This is a genomic window from Sphingopyxis sp. OAS728, assembly GCF_014873485.1.
GTDB lineage: Bacteria > Pseudomonadota > Alphaproteobacteria > Sphingomonadales > Sphingomonadaceae > Sphingopyxis.
Map to the genome: position 1 here is coordinate 964,905 of NZ_JADBDT010000001.1, position 18,819 is coordinate 983,723.

The 18,819-nt window shown below is 64.5% G+C and carries 20 protein-coding genes; 13 read left to right on the forward strand and 7 right to left on the reverse strand.

The genetic code is table 11. From position 1 onward, the window contains the following. Genes GGC65_RS04515 through GGC65_RS04525 form a run of 3 tightly spaced genes read left to right on the forward strand, consistent with a single transcriptional unit; the run spans window position 1 to window position 2,831 of the window. On the forward strand, window positions 1–1,632 hold the full coding sequence (locus tag GGC65_RS04515) for a nitrite/sulfite reductase (RefSeq protein WP_192646069.1): 1,632 nt from the start codon (window positions 1–3) through the stop codon (window positions 1,630–1,632). Beyond that, window positions 1,625–2,038 (forward strand): DUF934 domain-containing protein, encoded by a 414-nt coding sequence (locus GGC65_RS04520; RefSeq protein ID WP_192646070.1) that lies wholly within the window; start codon window positions 1,625–1,627, stop codon window positions 2,036–2,038. Before GGC65_RS04515 ends, GGC65_RS04520 begins: the two co-directional genes overlap by 8 nt. Then, window positions 2,031–2,831, forward strand: coding sequence for a phosphoadenylyl-sulfate reductase (locus tag GGC65_RS04525; protein WP_192646071.1), 801 nt, complete (start codon window positions 2,031–2,033; stop codon window positions 2,829–2,831). The genes GGC65_RS04520 and GGC65_RS04525 overlap by 8 nt, the downstream gene beginning before the upstream one ends. Window positions 2,832–2,837: 6 nt before the next feature. Here the strand turns inward: GGC65_RS04525 and GGC65_RS04530 are convergent, their stop codons facing one another. Further along, window positions 2,838–4,349 carry a replicative DNA helicase gene (locus tag GGC65_RS04530; RefSeq protein WP_192646072.1) on the reverse strand — a complete coding sequence of 504 codons (1,512 nt, stop codon included), beginning with the start codon at window positions 4,347–4,349 and terminating at the stop codon, window positions 2,838–2,840. A 127-nt stretch (window positions 4,350–4,476) separates the two neighbouring features. On the opposite strand from GGC65_RS04530, the gene GGC65_RS04535 reads away from it, so the two are divergent. The 8 genes from GGC65_RS04535 to GGC65_RS04570 all read left to right on the forward strand — a co-directional run bounded on the left by GGC65_RS04535 (window position 4,477) and on the right by GGC65_RS04570 (window position 11,206). Then, entirely contained in the window at window positions 4,477–4,974 is a 498-nt protein-coding gene (locus GGC65_RS04535) for a UPF0262 family protein (RefSeq protein ID WP_192646073.1), read from the forward strand. Between the two features lie 2 nt (window positions 4,975–4,976). After that, the gene (locus GGC65_RS04540; protein WP_192646074.1) at window positions 4,977–5,732 is read left to right on the forward strand and encodes a GH25 family lysozyme; all 756 of its coding nucleotides are present in this window, start codon (window positions 4,977–4,979) and stop codon (window positions 5,730–5,732) included. After that, window positions 5,729–6,178, forward strand: a complete 450-nt coding sequence (locus GGC65_RS04545) for a cytidine deaminase (RefSeq protein ID WP_192646075.1) — start codon at window positions 5,729–5,731, stop codon at window positions 6,176–6,178. Before GGC65_RS04540 ends, GGC65_RS04545 begins: the two co-directional genes overlap by 4 nt. A 38-nt stretch (window positions 6,179–6,216) precedes the next feature. Beyond that, complete coding sequence (gene dcd / locus GGC65_RS04550) at window positions 6,217–6,771, forward strand: dCTP deaminase (RefSeq protein WP_093512738.1); 555 nt, start codon at window positions 6,217–6,219, stop codon at window positions 6,769–6,771. Window positions 6,772–6,851: 80 nt separating this feature from the next. After that, the gene (locus GGC65_RS04555) at window positions 6,852–8,573 is read left to right on the forward strand and encodes a cellulase family glycosylhydrolase (RefSeq protein WP_192646076.1); all 1,722 of its coding nucleotides are present in this window, start codon (window positions 6,852–6,854) and stop codon (window positions 8,571–8,573) included. 71 nt (window positions 8,574–8,644) lie between these two features. Continuing rightward, a complete protein-coding gene (locus tag GGC65_RS04560) occupies window positions 8,645–9,157 on the forward strand; it encodes a DoxX family protein (RefSeq protein ID WP_192646077.1) in 513 nt (170 codons plus the stop codon). A 71-nt stretch (window positions 9,158–9,228) separates the two neighbouring features. Further along, a complete protein-coding gene (locus GGC65_RS04565) occupies window positions 9,229–10,398 on the forward strand; it encodes a saccharopine dehydrogenase family protein (RefSeq protein ID WP_192646078.1) in 1,170 nt (389 codons plus the stop codon). Window positions 10,399–10,405: 7 nt separating this feature from the next. Then, entirely contained in the window at window positions 10,406–11,206 is an 801-nt protein-coding gene (locus GGC65_RS04570; RefSeq protein WP_192646079.1) for an acyl-CoA thioesterase, read from the forward strand. Between the two features lie 556 nt (window positions 11,207–11,762). On the opposite strand, the gene GGC65_RS04575 is transcribed toward GGC65_RS04570, so the two are convergent. The 4 genes from GGC65_RS04575 to GGC65_RS04590 form a co-directional block, all read right to left on the reverse strand. After that, entirely contained in the window at window positions 11,763–13,118 is a 1,356-nt protein-coding gene (locus GGC65_RS04575; RefSeq protein ID WP_192646080.1) for an ATP-binding protein, read from the reverse strand. Beyond that, window positions 13,115–13,849, reverse strand: coding sequence for a response regulator (locus tag GGC65_RS04580; protein WP_192646081.1), 735 nt, complete (start codon window positions 13,847–13,849; stop codon window positions 13,115–13,117). The genes GGC65_RS04575 and GGC65_RS04580 overlap by 4 nt, the downstream gene beginning before the upstream one ends. A 140-nt stretch (window positions 13,850–13,989) precedes the next feature. Continuing rightward, the gene (locus tag GGC65_RS04585; protein ID WP_192646082.1) at window positions 13,990–14,592 is read right to left on the reverse strand and encodes an EF-hand domain-containing protein; all 603 of its coding nucleotides are present in this window, start codon (window positions 14,590–14,592) and stop codon (window positions 13,990–13,992) included. Window positions 14,593–14,808: 216 nt separating this feature from the next. After that, window positions 14,809–15,039: a hypothetical protein gene (locus tag GGC65_RS04590; protein WP_192646083.1), complete on the reverse strand. Its 231-nt coding sequence runs from the start codon at window positions 15,037–15,039 to the stop codon at window positions 14,809–14,811. A 199-nt stretch (window positions 15,040–15,238) separates the two neighbouring features. Between GGC65_RS04590 and GGC65_RS04595 the strand changes: the two genes are divergently transcribed. Next, on the forward strand, window positions 15,239–17,071 hold the full coding sequence (locus tag GGC65_RS04595; RefSeq protein ID WP_192646084.1) for a DUF885 domain-containing protein: 1,833 nt from the start codon (window positions 15,239–15,241) through the stop codon (window positions 17,069–17,071). Between the two features lie 142 nt (window positions 17,072–17,213). Here the strand turns inward: GGC65_RS04595 and GGC65_RS04600 are convergent, their stop codons facing one another. After that, window positions 17,214–17,387: a DUF1328 family protein gene (locus GGC65_RS04600; RefSeq protein ID WP_039574779.1), complete on the reverse strand. Its 174-nt coding sequence runs from the start codon at window positions 17,385–17,387 to the stop codon at window positions 17,214–17,216. Between the two features lie 240 nt (window positions 17,388–17,627). Here GGC65_RS04600 and GGC65_RS04605 point away from each other — a divergent pair, with 240 nt between their 5' ends. Then, window positions 17,628–18,131, forward strand: a complete 504-nt coding sequence (locus GGC65_RS04605) for an FKBP-type peptidyl-prolyl cis-trans isomerase (protein WP_192646085.1) — start codon at window positions 17,628–17,630, stop codon at window positions 18,129–18,131. A 15-nt stretch (window positions 18,132–18,146) separates the two neighbouring features. Here GGC65_RS04605 and GGC65_RS04610 read toward each other — a convergent pair whose 3' ends face one another. Further along, window positions 18,147–18,812, reverse strand: coding sequence for a hypothetical protein (locus GGC65_RS04610; protein ID WP_192646086.1), 666 nt, complete (start codon window positions 18,810–18,812; stop codon window positions 18,147–18,149). Window positions 18,813–18,819: the final 7 nt, after the last annotated feature.

An 18,819-nucleotide genomic window follows, 5' to 3' on the forward strand; every position in this document is an offset into this window, starting at 1 on the left:
ATGTACAAATATGACGAATATGACCATGCGATGGTCGATGCCCGCGTCGCCGAATTCAGCGATCAGGTGCGCCGCCGGCTTGCGGGCGAAATCACCGAGGACCAGTTCAAGCCGCTGCGCCTGATGAACGGCCTCTATCTCCAGCTTCATGCCTATATGCTGCGCGTCGCTGTTCCCTATGGCACGCTCGACAGCCGCCAGATGCGCATGCTCGCGCATATCGCGCGCAAGTACGACCGCGATTACGGCCATTTCACCACGCGCCAGAATATCCAGTATAACTGGATCAAGCTGGAGGACGCGCCCGCGATCCTGCAGGATCTGGCATCGGTCGAGATGCACGCGATCCAGACGAGCGGCAATTGCATCCGCAACATCAGCTCGGACCAGTGGGCCGGCGCCGCCGCCGACGAGATCACCGATCCGCGTCCCTGGGCCGAACTCCTCCGCCAATGGTCGAGCTTCCACCCCGAATTCAGCTATCTGCCGCGCAAATTCAAGATCGCCGTCATCGCCGCCGACGAGGATCGCGCCGCGATGCGCCTCCACGATATCGGCATCCAGATCGTCGAGAAGGACGGGCAGCATGGCGCCGCCTTCTACGTCGGCGGCGGCATGGGCCGCACCCCGATGATCGCGCCGCTGATCAAGGATTTCGTGCCGCTCGACGACATGCTGAGCTATGCCGAGGCGTGCCTCCGCGTCTACAACCGCTACGGCCGCCGCGACAATATCTATAAGGCGCGGATCAAGATCCTGATCCACGAACTCGGTGCCGACGAATATCGCCGCCAGGTCGAGGAAGAGTTCGCACATGTGAAGTCGCTCGGCATCGACCCGCCGAAGGCCGAATTCGACCGCATCGCCGCGCAGTTCGCGCCGCCGCCGCTCGACGCGTCGGCGCCCGACGACATCGACCGCAGCGATCCCGATTTCGCGGTCTGGGTCGACCAGAATGTCGCGAAGCACAAGGTTCCGGGCCATGCGATCGTCAACATCAGCCTGAAGCCCATCGGCGGCATCCCGGGCGACGCCAGCTCGGCACAGATCGACGTGATGGCCGATCTTGGCGAGAAATACAGCCATGACGAACTGCGCGTCACCCATGCGCAGAACATCGTGCTGCCGCACGTCCGCAAAGCCGATCTTTACGCAGTCTGGCAGGCGCTCGACGCCGCGGGGCTTGCGACGCCGAACCTCGACCTGATCAGCGATATCATCGCCTGCCCCGGTCTCGATTATTGCAGCCTCGCCAATGCGCGCTCGATCCCGGTCGCGCAGAAAATTGCGACGCGCTTTTCGGACCTCGGCCGCCAGAAGGAACTCGGCGAGCTCAAGCTAAAGATTTCGGGCTGCATCAACGCGTGCGGGCACCACCACGCCGGCCACATCGGCATCCTCGGCGTCGACCGCAAAGGCACCGAAAACTACCAGCTGTCGCTTGGCGGCTCGGGCGCGGAGGACGTCAGCCTCGGCACGATCACCGGCCCCGGTTTCGACGAGGATGGCGTCGTCGACGCGATCGAGCGCGTCACCGACAAATATCTCGAGACACGCACCGAGGGCGAACGCTTCGTCGACACCTTCCGCCGCGTCGGCATGGCCCCCTTCAAGGAGGCGATCTATGGTTGAGCATATCCACGCCGAGGGTGAGGAACCCGCGGTCACCCTCGACGCCTTCCTGTCGCAGTCGAACGCGACCGCGGTGCGGCTCGAACCCGATGAGGATGCGCGCGCGCTGATCCCGCATCTCGACCGGCTCGCGCTGATCGAGGTCGCCTTCCCCAAATTCCGCGATGGCCGCGGCTATTCGTCGGCGCGCATCCTTCGCGAAGCGGGCTATGTGGGCGAGCTCCGGGCGCAGGGCGACGTCCTCGTCGACCAGATTGCTTATATGAAGCGCTGCGGCTTCGATACGTTCGCGCCCGAAAAGGAGCTCAACGCGGCCGATGTCGAGGCAGCGCTCGCACGCTGGCCCGAACATTATCAGGGCGCCGCAGACGGCGCGGTGCCGATCTGGAAATTAAGGCATGGCTGACGTGAAAGTCTCTCCCCCCAAAAACTCCGACCGCACCCGCGACCGGATCGACGTAGCCCCGCGCTTCACGCAGGCCGACGTCATCCGCCTCAACAACCTCTTCCGCGGTCAGGACGCCGCGGAGGTGGTGACGAGCGTGATCGGCGCAGGGCTGCTCGGCGAGACCGGAATCGTCTCGAGCTTTGGCGCCGAAAGCGCGGTGCTGCTCCATCTAGTGACGCAGGTTGCGCCCGACATGCCGGTGCTGTTCCTCGATACCGGCAAGCATTTCCCTGAAACGCTCGCCTATCGCGACGAACTGGCTGCAAAGCTGGGGCTCAACATCGTCAACCTGACGCCCGACGCCGACGACCTCGCGGCCAAGGACGCAACCGAACTGCGCTGGTCGTACGATCCCGACGGCTGCTGCGAAATCCGTAAGGTGAAGCCGCTTGAAAAGGCGCTCACCGATTTCGACACGTCGATCACCGGTCGCAAGGGATTCCAGTCGTCGACGCGGCAGGGCCTCGCGCGCTTCGAACTCGACGGCACGACCGGCCGCCTGAAATTCAACCCGCTCGCCAACTGGACGCGCGAAGAGCTCGACGCCTATTTCGAGGCGCACGACCTGCCGCGCCACCCGCTCGAGGCCGAGGGATATCCCTCGATCGGCTGCTCGCCCTGCACGTCGAAGGTCAAGCCCGGCGAAGACCCCCGCTCGGGCCGCTGGCGCGGCTGGGACAAGACCGAGTGCGGCATCCACAGCGAAGTGACGCCGCTGGGCGACGATCCGGCGAACGACCCGGCGTTCTAAACCGCCTTACTCATAATCCTCGAACGCCATGCTGTCGTCGGCGAGGTCGCTGAACTTCGTCGTCTTGGCTTCGAAGTGCATACGGATCTTGCCAGTCGAGCCGTGACGCGATTTTGCCACGATCACTTCGGCGAGGCCGAAAACGCGCTCCATCTCGGCCGCCCATTCCTCATGCTGCGCATGGATCTTCACATCGTCGCCCTCGACCGGGCGCTTGGGCTCTTTCGCCGCGACATAATAATCTTCGCGAAACACGAAGAGCACCATGTCGGCGTCCTGCTCAATCGAGCCCGATTCGCGAAGGTCGGAGAGCTGCGGGCGCTTGTCCTCGCGACTTTCGACCTGACGGCTGAGCTGCGACAGCGCCATCACGGGCACATGAAGTTCCTTCGCCAGCGTCTTCAAACCACGCGAAATTTCCGAAATTTCCTGCACGCGGTTGTCGCCGCTCTTCGACGAACCCTGCAAGAGCTGGAGATAGTCGACGATGATGAAGCCGATGCCGTGGCGCCGCTGCAGGCGCCGGGCACGGGTACGAAGCCCCGCGATGGTCAGCCCCGGCGTATCGTCGATGAACAGCGGCAGGGTCTGAAGCTGCTGCGCGGCGCGGCTCAGTTGTTGGAACTGCTCCTTGCTGATCTTGCCCATGCGCAGCGCCTCGCCCGACACCCCCGATTGCTCGGCAAGTACACGCGTCGCGAGCTGGTCGGCCGACATTTCGAGACTGAAGAACGCGACCTTCGCGCCCATATTCTTTTCGGGCGGGATGCCGTCATCCTCGTCGCGGCGGAAGCGCTCGGCGGCATTATACGCGATATTGGTCGCGAGCGAGGTCTTGCCCATGCCCGGGCGCCCGGCGAGGATCATCAAGTCACTATTGTGCATGCCCCCGATCTTGGCGTTCATGCTCGCGATGCCGGTGGTAATCCCCGACAGATGACCGCCCGAATTGAGCGCGCGCTCGGCCGCCTGCAGCGCGACGAGGCTCGCCTGACTGAAATTCTTGACCGATCCCATCTCGGCCTCGCCGCCCGCGACGCGATAAAGCGCGGTTTCGGCCTCCTCGATCTGCGCCTGCGGATCGACGCTTTCGCTGGTGTCGAGCGCATTTTCGACAAGTGTTCGCCCGACCCCCGCCAGTTCGCGGAGCAGCGCGAGGTCGAAAATCTGGCGTGCAAAGTCGCGCGCGCCAATCAGGCCGGCACCGCTACCCGTAAGCTGCGCGAGATAGCCCACGCCGCCGACCGCCTTGATCGCCTCGTCGGCCTCGAAATAGGGCTTCAGCGTGACCGGGGTCGCGATGCTGTTGCGCTCGATCAGCGCCATCGTCTGCTGGAAAATGCGGCCATGCAGCGGCTCGAAAAAATGTTCGGGGGTCAGCGCGACGGGCAAATCCTCGACGACTCGGTTGTCGATCAGAATCGCACCGAGAAACGCGGCCTCGGCCTCGATATTGCGCGGCATTTGGCGCTCGTCGCCCGTGGCAACGGCGGTCGGGATAAGGGCTAATTCAGGCATCGCTGTCTTCATGCGGCGGCGACCCCATCGGCGCAACCGGCTATGTTGTCCGGCATATCATAACTGTGGAATGCTGTGAATAAGTCGGCTTGCCCTTCGCCCCCGGGCAAGTAGAAGCACGAAGAATATGGCCGACGCAGACCCTTCGAAACAACGGATCATTTCGATCGAACTCGACGAGGGTTCGATCGTGTGGCGCAATCCGGATGTCGAGCAGGAACGCCGGGTCGCGATCTTCGACCTGATCGAAGATAATAAATTCGTGCCGCAACGCGGGCATGAGGATGGCTATGCTGGCCCCTACCGCTTGATGTTGCGTGTCGAGGACGGCCGGCTGATCTTTGAAATATCACGCGAAGATGGCTCCCCGCTTGAGGCCATCATCCTCGGGCTTGGCCGCTTTCGCCGCCCGATCCGCGACTATTTCGCGATCTGCGATAGCTATTATCAGGCGATCAAGACGTCGACAGCGCAGCAGATCGAGACCGTCGACATGGCGCGGCGCGGCCTGCACAACGAGGCAGCCGAGATGCTGATGGATCGCCTCGACGGCAAGATCGCGGTCGATTTCGCAACGGCGCGGCGATTGTTCACGCTGATCTGCGTGCTGCACATCAAGGGTTGAGCATGGCGACGGGGGCGATCAGGGGCAAAGGGTCAGGCAAGGCCGCCGACGATTGGCGCGCGGCAATCGCGCGGACGCTGCGCAAGATCGGCGGCGCGATCGTGCTGCTGCTCCTCGCCGCGGGACTCGCGCTATGGTGGGCGGCACGCTGGACGCCCGACCGCGCGCTTTATCCGATCCAGGGCGTGACGATCAACGCGGGCAATGGCGATGTTCATTGGGGGTCGATCAAGGCCGCCGGTGCCGATTTCGCATACATCATGGGGACTGACGGCTCGGCGGGGGTCGATCCGCAATTCGCGCGTAACATGGCTGCTGCACGCGAGGCCGGGGTGCAGGCAGGCGCGATCCATCGCTACAGCCTCTGCCAGCTCGCCACCGACCAAGCCGCCAATTTCATTCGCCATGTCCCGCGCCGCGCCGACGCCCTCCCTGCGGTCGTGTGGCTCGACTATGATGATCGCTGCCCCGACCGCCCGACGCGCGCGCTGCTGCTGTCCGAACTCGCCACTTTTCTGGCACAGATCGAGGCGCATATGGGCAAGCGCAGCCTGATCGCCCCCGGCCCGGCGTTCGAGGCCGATTACAGAGTCACACAGGGTATCGCGCGTACCACCTGGCTGCGCCGCGATTTCTTCGAACCCGACTATGGTGCCCATCCCTGGGCGATGTGGCAGGCGAACGACTATATCCGGCTGTCGGGCGCCGAGGGCACCGTCGGCTGGAACGCGCTGCGCCCGCAAGGAGAGATGCGATGACCGAGGACCGTGATGCACTGATCGACGCCGCGCGCGACGCCGCAACCCGCGCCTATGCGCCCTATTCGGGCTTCCACGTCGGCGCAGCGCTGCTGCTCAAGAATGGCGACGTCGTGACCGGCGCCAATGTCGAAAATGCGAGCTATGGCCTGACGCTCTGCGCCGAAACCGTCGCGGTGGCAAAGATCGTCAACGAGGGATGGATCGGTGAGCTTGCCGAGGTCGCGATCGTCGGCGGCCACCCCGACGGCGACAGGCTGCTCGGCACCGATCCGGTCAACCCGTGCGGACGCTGCCGCCAGATATTGAACGAAGCCGCCGAACGATCGCAGACCGACATTCTCGTCCATTGTGCCTCGGGCGACGGCAGCGCGGTGAAGACCTACAAGCTCAGCGAGCTGCTTCCCGTAGCTTTCGGGCCCAAGGATCTCGGCCTCATCGACTGACCGCTTGCGCAAGCCCCACAGGACCGACAAGAGACACTATGGCCATTCTTTCCGATCGCTGGATTCGCGAAGCCGCCCAAACGCAGGGCATGATCGAACCGTTTGTCGAGGCGCAGCGCCGCGACGGTTGCATCAGCTACGGCCTCTCCTCCTACGGCTATGACGCGCGCGTCGCGCCCGAGTTCAAGATCTTCACCAACGTCGATTCGACGATCGTCGATCCCAAGGATTTCGACCCGAAGAATTTCGTCGACCGCGAAACCGACGTCTGCATCATCCCGCCCAACAGCTTCGCGCTGGCGCGCACGGTCGAATATTTCCGCATCCCGCGCGACGTGCTCGTCATCTGCCTCGGCAAATCGACCTATGCGCGCTGCGGCATCATCGTGAACGTCACCCCGCTCGAACCCGGCTGGGAAGGCCATGTGACGCTCGAATTTTCGAACACCACCCCCCTGCCCGCCAAAATCTATGCCAATGAAGGCGCGTGCCAGTTCCTGTTCCTGCAAGGCAATGAGCCGTGCGAGACGAGCTACGCCGACCGCGCGGGAAAATATATGGGGCAAAAGGGCGTCACGCTGCCCAAGCTCTGATACCGCGACTTACGCTAACGCGCTTGCCCTCACAGCTGAAATTGATAACGTTCCCATAAATCAAAAATGGGGATGAGGTCATGAAATTCCGCACCGCCGCACTCGCGCTTACCGCGCTGCTTTCCTCGACTGCGGCGCACGCCGAGGGCTTTCTGAAGGTTGAGGGGACCCAGATCGTCGACGGATCGGGCAAGTCGGTGATCCTGCGCGGCATGGGCCTCGGCGGCTGGATGCTGCAGGAAGGCTATATGCTGAAGCTCGGCGAGGTCGGGCAGCAGCACAAGATCCGCGCCAAGCTTGTCGAACTGGTCGGCGAGGAGCGCACCGCGACCTTCTATCGCGCCTGGCTCGACAATCACACGACCGAGGCGGACATCGCCGCGATGGCGAAATGGGGCTTCAACTCGGTGCGCCTGCCGATCCATTTCGACCAGCTGACCCTGCCGACCGACAAGGAACCGAAGCCCGGCCAGGACACATGGCATGAGGAGGGCTTCCAGCGCATCGACCGCCTGCTCGAATGGAGCAAGGCGAACCGCATCTACCTGATCCTCGACCTGCACGCCGCGCCCGGCGGCCAAGGCAACGACCTTGCCATCTCCGATCGAGATCCAGCCAAACCTTCGCTGTGGCAGAGCGAAGAGAACCAGCGGAAAACCGTCGCGCTGTGGACCAAACTTGCGGCCCGCTACAAGGATGAGTCGTGGATCGGCGGCTATGACCTGATCAACGAGCCGAACTGGAGCTTCGCGACCCCCGGCAAGGGCAATGGCTGCGACGAGACCGAGAATAAGGCGGTCTGGAGCCTGCAGCAGCGGATCTCCGCCGCGATCCGCAAGGTCGACAAAAAGCATATCGTGATCATCGAGGGCAATTGCTGGGGCAATAATTACAAAGGCCTGCCGCCCGTGTGGGACGCCAATATGGTGCTGAGTTTCCATAAATATTGGAACCGCAACGACGAAGCGAGCATCGCCGAAATCACGGCAACGCGCAGACGCACCAATCGCCCGATCTGGCTCGGCGAGTCAGGCGAGAACAGCAATGTCTGGTTCCGGGATGCAATCGCGCTGGTCGAGGGTGAAGGCATCGGCTGGAATTTCTGGCCGCTCAAGAAAATCGGCTTCAACCAGCCGCTCGAAATCGATCCCGGCGAAGGCTGGATGAAAATTGTCGCATGGGCGACCGGCAAGGGGCCGAAGCCCGACGCCGACGCGGCCTTTGCGGCGATGATGACTTTCGCCGAAAACAGCCGGTTCGAGAAGAATATCGTGCACCGCGACGTCATCGACGCGATGCTGCGCCAACCGCACGATGCAAGCTACAGGCCCTTTGTCGCGCGCCGCATCGGCGGAGGTCCGCTTACCATCCGTGCCGTCGACTATGACCTCGGCGCGGCTGGCGTCGCCTATCAAGACAGCGTCGACGCCGATTATCATGTGGCGACCGGCGGCGATTGGGCGGTGTGGAACAACGGCCGCACGTACCGCAACGACGGCGTCGATATCGCGCGCGGCGCGGACGGCGCCCCCTATGTTAGCGATTTCGTCACCGGCGAATGGATGCGCTACAGCGCCGAGGTTGCAAAGGCCGGCCGCTGGACCGTCGCCGCGCGCGTGCGCTCGGCAAAGGGCGGGCGCATCGGCATCGACGAGAGCGGCATCGCCGTTCCCGCAGGCGCCGCATGGCAGGTCGTCAAGCTCGCCGATGTCGACCTGCCCGCCGGTCCCGGCGCCGCCACGCTGCGCGCGATCGATTGCAGCGACTGCGAGATCGCCGAGTTGGTCTTCACGCCGCGCTAGCCGGAACCCGATCGCCTCCCCGCGCGTCCTGTCTGCACAAGCGGACGGGGCCTGTTTGGAGGACGAAATCCATGTCCATGCTTGCCGTTTTCATCGGACGCCTGTTTATCGCGCTGATTTTCATCGTTTCGGGGATCAACAAGCTGATCCACGTGTCCGACACCAGCGCGATGATTAGCGCCGCGAACCTCCCGGGCGGCCTCGCCATTCCGGTCGGGCTGTTCGAACTGATCGCGGGCATCTGCATCGCGCTCGGCATCGCCGTTCGCCTCATATCGATACTGCTCGCGATCTTCGTCCTCGCCACCATCCTCTTCTTCCACCGCGAATTCACCGATCCGGTGCAAGCTATGGCGGCGATGAAGAATCTGGCGATTGCCGGGGGGCTGCTCTGCCTGTTCGGCTACGGCCATACGCGCTGGAGCTACGACGCGCTGCGCGCCAAGCGGCGCGACGAGCTCGCAGCACACCGGGCGCAAGAACATGCAACCGATGCCGAACTCCGCGCCGCACGCGCCGAAGGAAGAGCCGAAGCCGTCGGGGCGCCGGTCGTCGTCAAGAAACGCCCCTTCTGGCGCCGCTAGACCTTCGCGCTTGGCAAGCTCCGCCGCCTGCGCTAGCCTCCACTTAACGTTTACGTAAAGGGAGGATAGCCATGGCTGCGGCCCGCGAATTCGACATCATCGTCTATGGCGCGACCGGCTTTACCGGGCGGCTCGTCGCCGAATATCTTGCCGAGCATTACGCCGGGCGCAAAGACGCGCCGAAATGGGCAATGGCGGGGCGCAGCGCCGACAAGCTCGCCGAGGTCCGCGACCTGATCGGTGCGCCCAAAGACACCCCGCTGATCGTCGCCGACGCCAGCGATCCTGCCGGCCTCGACGCAATGGCGGCAAGCACGAAGGTCGTGCTGACCACCGTCGGTCCGTACCAGCTTTACGGCAACGAACTTGTCGCGGCATGCGTGAAGGCGGGGACCGCCTATGCGGATCTCTGCGGCGAACCCGGCTGGATGCGCGACATGATCGACGCGCACGAAGACGCCGCCAAGGCATCGGGCGCGCGCATCACCTTCAGCTGCGGTTTCGATAGCATCCCCTTCGACCTCGGCGTTCATTTCCTGCAGGCCGAAGCGATCAAACGCCACGGCAAACCTGCGCCGCGCGTCAAGGGCCGCGTCCGCAAGATGGCGGGCGCAGCTTCGGGCGGTACGATCGCGAGCCTCACCGAAACGCTGAAGGCCATGGCAAAAAAGCCGTCGCTCGCGCTGCTCCTCAAATCGAGTTTCGCATTGACCCCGGGCTTCGAGGGGCCCTCGCAGCCGACCGGCCTCGTTCCCGAATATGACGCCGCGACAGGCACCTGGACCGCGCCCTTCGTGATGGCGCCGATCAACACCAAGAATGTCCATCGCACCAATTTCCTGCTCGGCCATCCGTGGGGCGCGGATCTGGTCTATGACGAGATGGTGATGACGACGATCGGTGACGCCGGAAAGGCCATGGCCGAAGCGATGGCGAAGGCGAATCCCTTTGACCCCAGCATCAAGCCCGGCGAAGGCCCGAGCAAGGAAGAGCGCGATAACGGTTTTTACGATGTGCTCTTCATCGGCGAATATCCGGACGGCACCACCGTGCGCGCCAGCGTTCAGGGCGACCGCGACCCCGGCTATGGATCGACGTCGAAGATGCTCGCCGAAACGGGCATCGCGCTGCTCGCGAATAAGGGCGAAGGTGGCGTGTGGACGCCGGGCGCGCTCCTCGGCGATGCATTGATCGACCGGCTCACCGAACATGCCGGACTGACGTTCCAGATCGAGGATTAACCCAGACATGACGACCTCTCCCAGCGCGCTCGACGCGCTGCTCTCGACGCTGCGTACCGAAGAGGGCGTGGCGAAGGCGCATATCGACGAAGGATGGATGCAGGGCCGCACCGCTTATGGTGGGATCAGCTCGGCTGTCGCGCTCGCGGGGACGATGGCACTCCATCCGACCGAGACGCCGCTGCGCTATGCCCAGATCAGCTTCGTCGGCCCGGTGGGCGGCGATTGCACGGTCGAGACGCGCGTGCTGCGCCAGTCGAAATCCTCGCTGTTCATCGACGCCGGCGTGTCGAGCGACCAGGGGTTTGGCACCGCTGCGGTCTTCGCCTTCTCGGGCGACCGCAAGAGCCATCTCGACCACAATCGCATCGATATGCCGAATACGCCCGATCCCGCGACGCTGGCGCCGGTGCCCGAACATAAGGCGCGTCCTTCCTTCACGCGCCATTTCGATATGCGTCCGGTCAATGGTCCGCGTTTCGAATGGAAAAGCGACGTCGGCGAATATCTGACCTGGGTCCGCTTCGTCGAGGAGCCAGCCTGTCATCCTGCGGTCGCGCTGCTCGCGATGGGCGACGCCCTGCCTCCGGCCGCAATGGCTCTGTTCCGTGAATTCGGCCCGATCAGCTCGATGAACTGGACCGTCAATATGCTCACCGGCACGCCGGCGACCGACGACGGCTGGTGGCTCTTGTCGGCCAAGACCGGCTATGCGCGGCATGGCCTGTCGGTCCAGGACATGATGCTGTGGAACCGCGCTGGCGAACCGATCCTGAGCGGCAGTCAGGCGATCGCGATCTACGCGTGACATCGACCTGAATCGCCATTCGCCGGCCTGGATATTCGGCTGGCAATTTCCTTTCTTTCATCGTCTCGGTGGATCCTGGACCAAGTCCGGGACGACGAACGTCCGGTTGCAACCGCCGGCGGCCAGCTTTCGGGAAGCGGCCTAGCGATCATTTTGAACGCTTCGCCCAGCGTGGAGCCGATGCAACGGAACGATCGATGCAAACGGCCGTTGCCAGAATATCGAAACCCAAATGGAGGGTGGTTCGCCCTCGCCGTTGGAGAGAGAGAATGAAAAATCTTCTGAAAATTTTCGCTATTGGCAGTTCGATATTGCTTCTGTCTGCTTGCAATACGGTCGAAGGTGCCGGGAAAGACGTTGAATCGGCTGCTGACTGTGCCGATGGCGTTAAGGGCAACTGCTAGGCTGCGGCGCCCCGCTTCAAAAAATAGCTTCATCGTTCTTGGGAAAGCGGGATCCGGGGCTGGTTCGGTCAACGAACGCTCTGCGGCCCGCTTTCGCGAGGATGAAGAAAATGGGGATTGCGTCTCCCTACCCGGTGCGGGCTACGTTGGCCCTAAGATATGACCGGCAACGTAATCACCGCGTCGAGCCCGCCGCCTGCACGATTGTTCAGCGCCAGCGTCCCGCCCTCGCCTTCGGCGATATCGCGCGCGATCGATAGCCCCAGCCCCGCCCCGCCGGTCGCGCGATTGCGCGATTGCTCGCCGCGCGCGAAGGGCTCGATCAGCGTCTTGATCTGCTCGTCGGTCAGGCCGGGGCCATCGTCCGACACGATGATCCGGGCGTGCCCCTCGCGCAGCATGACCGACAGCCGCGCCCGCAGACCATAAGCGACCGCATTGTCGGCGAGATTACGCAGCGCCCTCTTGAGCAGCATCGGTCGCGCCAGCACCGTGGCGCCGGCAATATCGCCGACCTCGACATCCTGCCCGCGCTCCTGATAATCGGCCGCAAGCTCGCCGATCAGTTCGTGCAGCGGAATGCGCTCCTGCGCCTCGGTCCCTGCGCCCGATCGCGCGAGCGCCAATATGTCGCTCAGCATCGCGGTCATTTCCTCGATGCTGGCGATCATCTTGTCGCGCAGCCTGTCGTCGTCGATCTGCTCGACCCGCACGCGCAGGCTGGCGAGCGGGGTGCGAAGATCATGCCCGACCGCGCCGAGCATCCGGTCCTTGTCCGACAGCATCGTCGCGATGCGGCTGCGATAGGCGTTGAAGGCGCCGATCAACTCGCGCACGTCGGACGGCCCCTCCTCCTCGAGCGGCTCGGCATCGCGGAGCGCCGGATTGGCACGCGCCGCGCGCGTCAGGTCGCGCAGCGGCCGCGCGGCGCGCCACGCGATCAGCATGATCGGGACGAGCAGCAACAGGTAGAGCGACAGCGTCTGCCAGACGAGGAAGCCCTGAAGCCGGTTTCCGCCTGCCGCAATTCGCGTTCGCACCGCGAAATAGCGCCCATCGACCTTGGCGACGACAATGACGGCACGGTCGGGGAATGCAGGCCGGCGCAGCCGTTGCCGTTCGCGCGGCGGGACCGCCCACGCATCGACCATGGTCGCAGGGATATTGGTTTCGCCCAGCAAACCTTCGACATAGGCAGCAAGGTCGGGCACCCGGACGGCGCCGACGGGCATTGGGGGGCGCTGATCCGAAATCACCAGCTTTTCCGCCCGCTCGCGGGCTTCGTGCCGCTCGCGTTCGTTGCGCGGCGGCCCGAAGTCGCCGCGGCGGTCGCGCTCGATCGCATCGATGATCCGCGCGACCGCCATGCCGCCACCATGCGCGAGGGTCTGCTGCCGCATCCCGCGCGACAGCAGCACGAAATTGATCGCCTGCGCGACGAACAGCATCACCGCGACGGCAAAGACGAGCTGCCCGATCAGGCTTTTGGGCCACAGGCGCAGTTTCACGCCGCCGGCCCCATCCGCTTCACTTCGCACGCGAGCGTATAGCCCCCGCCCCACACAGTCTTGACCAGCTGCGGGTGCGCGGCGTCGACCTCGATCTTCTTGCGCAACCGGCTGACCAGATTGTCGATCGCGCGATCGAAGATATCGGCCTCGCGCCCGCGAACCATGTCGAGCAGCCGGTCGCGGCTCATCACTTGCCGCGGATGGCGGACCAGCGCGTGCAGCAGATGATATTCGCCCGACGACAGCGCGACCTCATTGCCCTCGCCATCGACGAGCACACGCTCGACCTCACGCAATACCCAGTCGCCGAATGCATAATAAGTCCCGCCCGGATCGAGCGCGCGGCCGCCCTGCTGCGTCCGGCGCAGCACGGTGCGAATGCGCGCGACCAGTTCGCGCGGGTTGAAGGGTTTGACGACATAATCGTCGGCGCCGATTTCCAGTCCGATGATCCGTTCGGTGTCCTCGGCGCGCGCGGTCAGCAGGATGACCGGGATGCTGCTCGTCTCGCGCAAATGGCGTGTCAGCGACAGGCCGTCCTCGCCGGGCATCATGATGTCGCTGACGACGAGGTCGACGCCCTGCGCGCGCAGCACCGAGCGCGCCTCGGCGGCGCTCGCGACGTCGGTGACGGCAAAGCCCTGCCCGGTCAGATACTCGCCGAGCGGTTCGCGGATCGACGGTTCGTCGTCGATCAGCAGGATGCGGGGCGTGTCGCTATCGGTCATCGGGTTTCCATGGAAAAATGCTAGTTCGCCCACCGGCCACGGGGGCCGATGGGCGATAGCTGGCAGGGACCGGCGACAAAGGCAATGCCGGGAGGGGGGAGGAAGGCCCTACGCTTTGCGCCCGGCCCCTGCCAAATGGCTTATTCGCTTGCGGGAGCGGCCGGAGCCGCACCGCGCTTGGCGCGCCATGCGCCGCGCTGCGCCTGGCGTTCGTCGGCGGTCACCTGGCCATCCTTGTTCGCGTCGGCGGCATCGAAGCGCGCGAGTGCCGCGGTCTGGAATTCCGCCTGGCTGATCGCCTTGTCGCCGTCGGTGTCGGCCTTGCCCATCATACGGCCGCCCATGCCATGGTGGCCGCCGCGCTTGCCGTGATGGCCACCGCGCATGCCGTCGCGCTTGCCTTCGCCGGCTTCAGCACGCTTTTCGCCGCGCTTGGCGGCGCGGTCGGCACCATGCTTGTCCCATTCGGCCTTGCTGATGCTGCCGTTGCCGTCGGCGTCGAGGCTGGCGAAGATTTTCGCCTGACGTTCCGCGTGCTGCGCACTGCGGTCGGCGACGTCGAGCTTGCCGTCCTTGTTCGCATCCATCCGGGCGAACATCTGTGCGGCACTCGCCTGCGCTTCGGCGCGGGTCAGCACGCCATTGCCGTCAGCGTCACCCTTGGCCGCACCACCGGGGGCAGCAAGAACGGGCACGGCAAGAAGCGCGGCGCCCAGTGTCAAAAGAGAGATTTTCTTGTTCACGTAACGAACTCCTTCAAGGGCGTTCCGGACAGGAGCCGGATCCCGATGAAGCCGTTCTAGGCGTCGTTCGTCTCAGCACATTGCCGGATCGACGGAGAATTGTCGCAAAATGTCGCAGAAGCGCCGCGCCGTTCATGATGGTGAAAGCGCGGCGCCTGCCTTGCGGACCGCAACGACCGCACGCACCAATCGATGCGCGCGGCCGGATGCCGGCGATCAATCCGGGCTGACAGGCGAATCCTTGTCGTCATCGGCAATCAGGACGATGGCGGTGATGCCGGCCAACAGGCCGATCAGCCCGATGATCCAGCTCGAATTGCCTCCCAAGTCGCTTTGGCCCTCGGTCACCGACAGCGCGCGTACGCCGTCCGCCGCGGAGGCGGCGACCGGCGCCGCAACCATCGAGAGCATCGCCAAAGATATGGCCGCTTTTTTGAGCATGGTCATTTCATTCTCCATCCGCTGGAACATTCCGTGCGAATTCCATCAACGAGGATCGTCCCCCAAATGATCCGCATCGCGGGGGCATTGGTCGCGGAAGCCGGACGGGTCGGCCCGGAATCGAATTTTCCGGCGCGACGCCAGCATGTTGCGGCGGCCGTGCCCCAACCCTAGGTTCGCCGCACAACGGAGGAGAGAGAATCGCATGACCGACACCGCACCCGACCGGCGAACTGTCCTGGCAGGAATGGGCGGCCTTGCCGTCGCGGCCGTCGCCGGCCCCGTCGCGGCCAAGGGAGTCGCGGCCAAAGAAGGCGCCGACTCGCGCCTCGACACGCTTCTCGCGGCACAGTTCGAACAGGGATTGCGCGACGATCCCACGCGCGCGACCTCGCTCGGCCTCGATACCGGCGCGCGCGCCGCGCTACGCGCGCAGTTTCCCGACTGGTCGCCCGCTGCCCGCGCAGCGCGAACGCGCCAGATCGACAGCGACCTCGCGGCGGTGCGCGCGATCAAGGCCGATACGCTCGGCGACGCAGCACGTATCGCGCACGACAGCGCCGAATTCGATCTGGTCACGCGCCAGCGGCTCGCGCGCTTCACCTATCACACCGGTGGTTTCGGCCACCGTCCCGGCCCCTATGGCGTCACCCAGCTCGGCGGTTTCTACACCGGGGTCAGCACCTTCCTCGACAGCCAGCATCCGGTCGCGAGCCAGGCCGATGCCGACGCCTATATGGTGCGGCTGCAGGCGATCCCGGCGTTGTTCGACGCCGACACCGAAATCGTGAAGGCGAACGCGGCAATGGGCGTCGTCGCCCCGCGTTTCATCCTCGATCAGGCGCTTCAACAGCTTGCACGTCTGCGCGATGGCGATGTCGCGGGCAAGACGCTCGTTAGCTCGATCGCCAAGCGCAGCACCGCAATCGGCCTTTCGGGTTATGGCGAGCGCGCCGTCGCTGCCTTCGAAGGCCCGATCCGCGCCGCGCTGTCGCGCCAGATCGATGCGCTGACCGCGCTGCTGCCGCGCGCCGGTACCGATGCCGGCGTTGCGCGGCTGCCCGATGGCGAGGCCTATTATGCCGCAACACTCGCCCAGCATACGACGACGAACCTCAGCGCCGCCGAAATCCATCGCATCGGCCGCGAACAGGTTGCCGACCTCAACTCGCGGATGGACGTGCTGCTGAAAGCGCAGGGTTACAAGGACGGCAGCATCCGTGAACGGCTGGACGCGCTCGGCAAAGCCGACGGCCAGCTGTTCGCAAACGACGATGCGGGCCGCGCCGAAATGCTCACCTACCTCAACGGCCTGCTCGTCAGCATCCGCGGCAAGTTGCCGCAGGTGTTCAGCCGTATGCCCAAGGCACCCTATGAAATCCGCCGCGTACCGCCCGAGATCGAGATCGGTGCCCCGGGCGGCTCGGCGCAGGCGGGAACGCCCGACGGCTCGCGCCCCGGCATCTTCTTCATCAACCTGCGCGATACCGCCGAATGGCCGCGCTACACGCTCCCCACCTTGGCGTATCACGAGGGCGCGCCAGGGCACTTGTTCGAGGGTGCGCTGAAGTTCGAGGACGCCGAACTGCCGCTTTATCGCCAGGCGGCGTCGGTCACCGCCTATGGCGAAGGCTGGGGACTCTACGCCGAACAGGTCGCCGACGAGCTCGGCATGTATCGAGACGATCCGCTCGGCAAGATCGGCTACCTCGCCTCCTATGCGTTCCGCGCATCGCGGCTCGTGGTCGATACGGGTATCCATGCGATGGGTTGGAGCCGCGAGCAGGCGATCGATTATATGGTCGAGAATTCGTCGAATTCGCCGAGCGCATCGCGCACCGAGATCGACCGTTACATCGTCTATCCGGGGCAGGCCTGCGCGTACAAGGTCGGCCAGATTGCGATCAGCCGCGTGCGCGACGAAGTGTCGAAACGCCCGGGCTACGACATCAAGCGCTTCCACGATGTGGTGCTGGGTGCCGGACGCATCCCGCTCGCGGTGCTCGAACGCCGCGTCCGCGCGGCCTTTCCGGCCTAGAAACAGGTAAGCCCCGTCGCATTTCTGCGGCGGGGCTCCCTAGGTTCCGTCCGAAGACAGGAACCAGATTCTACCTTCTCTTTCGATCCGATAGATAGGTGAAACGCGGCAGGCACCGGATGGTTCCCGCCGCGATCAAATTTTAGGTGATTTTCTTCGCGGCGGCCGATCCGAGGACGAGGAACAGCACAACGAGCGCAAGGCCGACGAAGAACAGGATCTTGGCGATACCCGCCGCGGCGCCCGCGACGCCGCCGAAACCCAGAACAGCGGCAAGCAGCGCAATGACTGCAAAGATCAAAGCCCATTTGAACATCCGACGTCTCCTTCGATTGCCCAGAGCAGGACGCGCAGCACCGGTTTCGAAAGCCCTCGAAACAGGCTTTCGAAAGAAGAAGCGACCGGTGGCCGTGCCTCAAGTCTCTGATTGATGTGTACGAAGGTGAAACGAGGGATGCGAAGGAAGGTTCCTGCCGCCCCTTCCCGTCCCGATCGATATGCCCTTGCCTATTCGGCTCGCCGTGCGTTTATGCGTGCAACGATCGAGGGAGTTTTCATGCGCATATCGTCTTTGAACCGGCTGCTTGCGGCGGCCGCATTTGCCTGTTGCATTCCGGCTTCGGCCATCGCCCAAGCGGGCGACGCGGCACCGACGCAAGGCACCGCCTGGCTCAACAAACAGATGGCAGCGCTCGCCGAGCGCAATGGCGCCGACGGATGGCGCGTGACGCCGAGCGGGCTGCGCTGGCGCCGAATCGCGGGCGACGGCAGCGGCGCGCACCCCGGTCCGGCCGATAACGTCACCGTCCATTATGTCGGCACCTTCGCCGACGGCCGCGAGTTCGACAGCTCGGTGCGACGCGGCGAACCGACGAGCTTCCCGCTCAATCGCGTGATCGACGGCTGGCAGGAAGGCGTGCAGTTGATGGGTGTCGGCGACAAGGTCGAATTCGCGATCCCCTGGCAGCTCGCTTACGGCCCCGACGGCAAGGGCCCGATCCCCGGCGGCGCGACCTTGCTGTTCACGGTCGAACTTCTGGGCGTCGAGCCGGCCGGCTAATTCGGCACGGGCGCCTCAGGAGGCGGCCGCCTTCGCATAGGACTGGACGTGCAGACGCGGGAAGACCGCCTCGAGCGGCTTGGTGTCGGGCAGCACATAGACATATCCGCCCTTCTTCTGGAAAAGCGGGCGGACGCTCTTGCTATAAAATAGCGACGGAACGTTGATGCAGCCAAAGGTGATGCGGTTGTCATCGATGCCGGGCGACAGCATCCGCTGGCGGCGGCGTTCCTTCTGGTTGCCCGTCGGGATCGGGTGGAGCGCCACCGACGTCGCATAATCGACCCAGAGCACCCGCTGTTTTCCGGCCGCCATCCCGAATTTGGCGAGGAAGCGCCCGGCGGGCGTCGTTCGCTCGGCGGGCCCGATCTCGGCGAGATTCTTCGAACCAATCCCCGGGGTCGCTTCGTCGCCGACCGCAACGCCGATCAAAACCGGAACCTGCCCGAGCGCTTTCCCCTTCGCGTCGAACAGCAGGAGCGAAGCCGCCTCCTTGTCGACAATGATATAAGGCAAGGCGGCATTGTCCCCTGACGCAGCAACCCAGTCGGCGACGCGCGTGGCGGCCTCCGATCGCGTGACCGCGTCACTGGTTTCGGGTGCGGGAGGAGGCTCCGCCGATCGAGCCGGCATCGAAGCGGTCAACGCGAGCCCTGCAATCGCCAGAAACACTTTGATCATAGGTCGA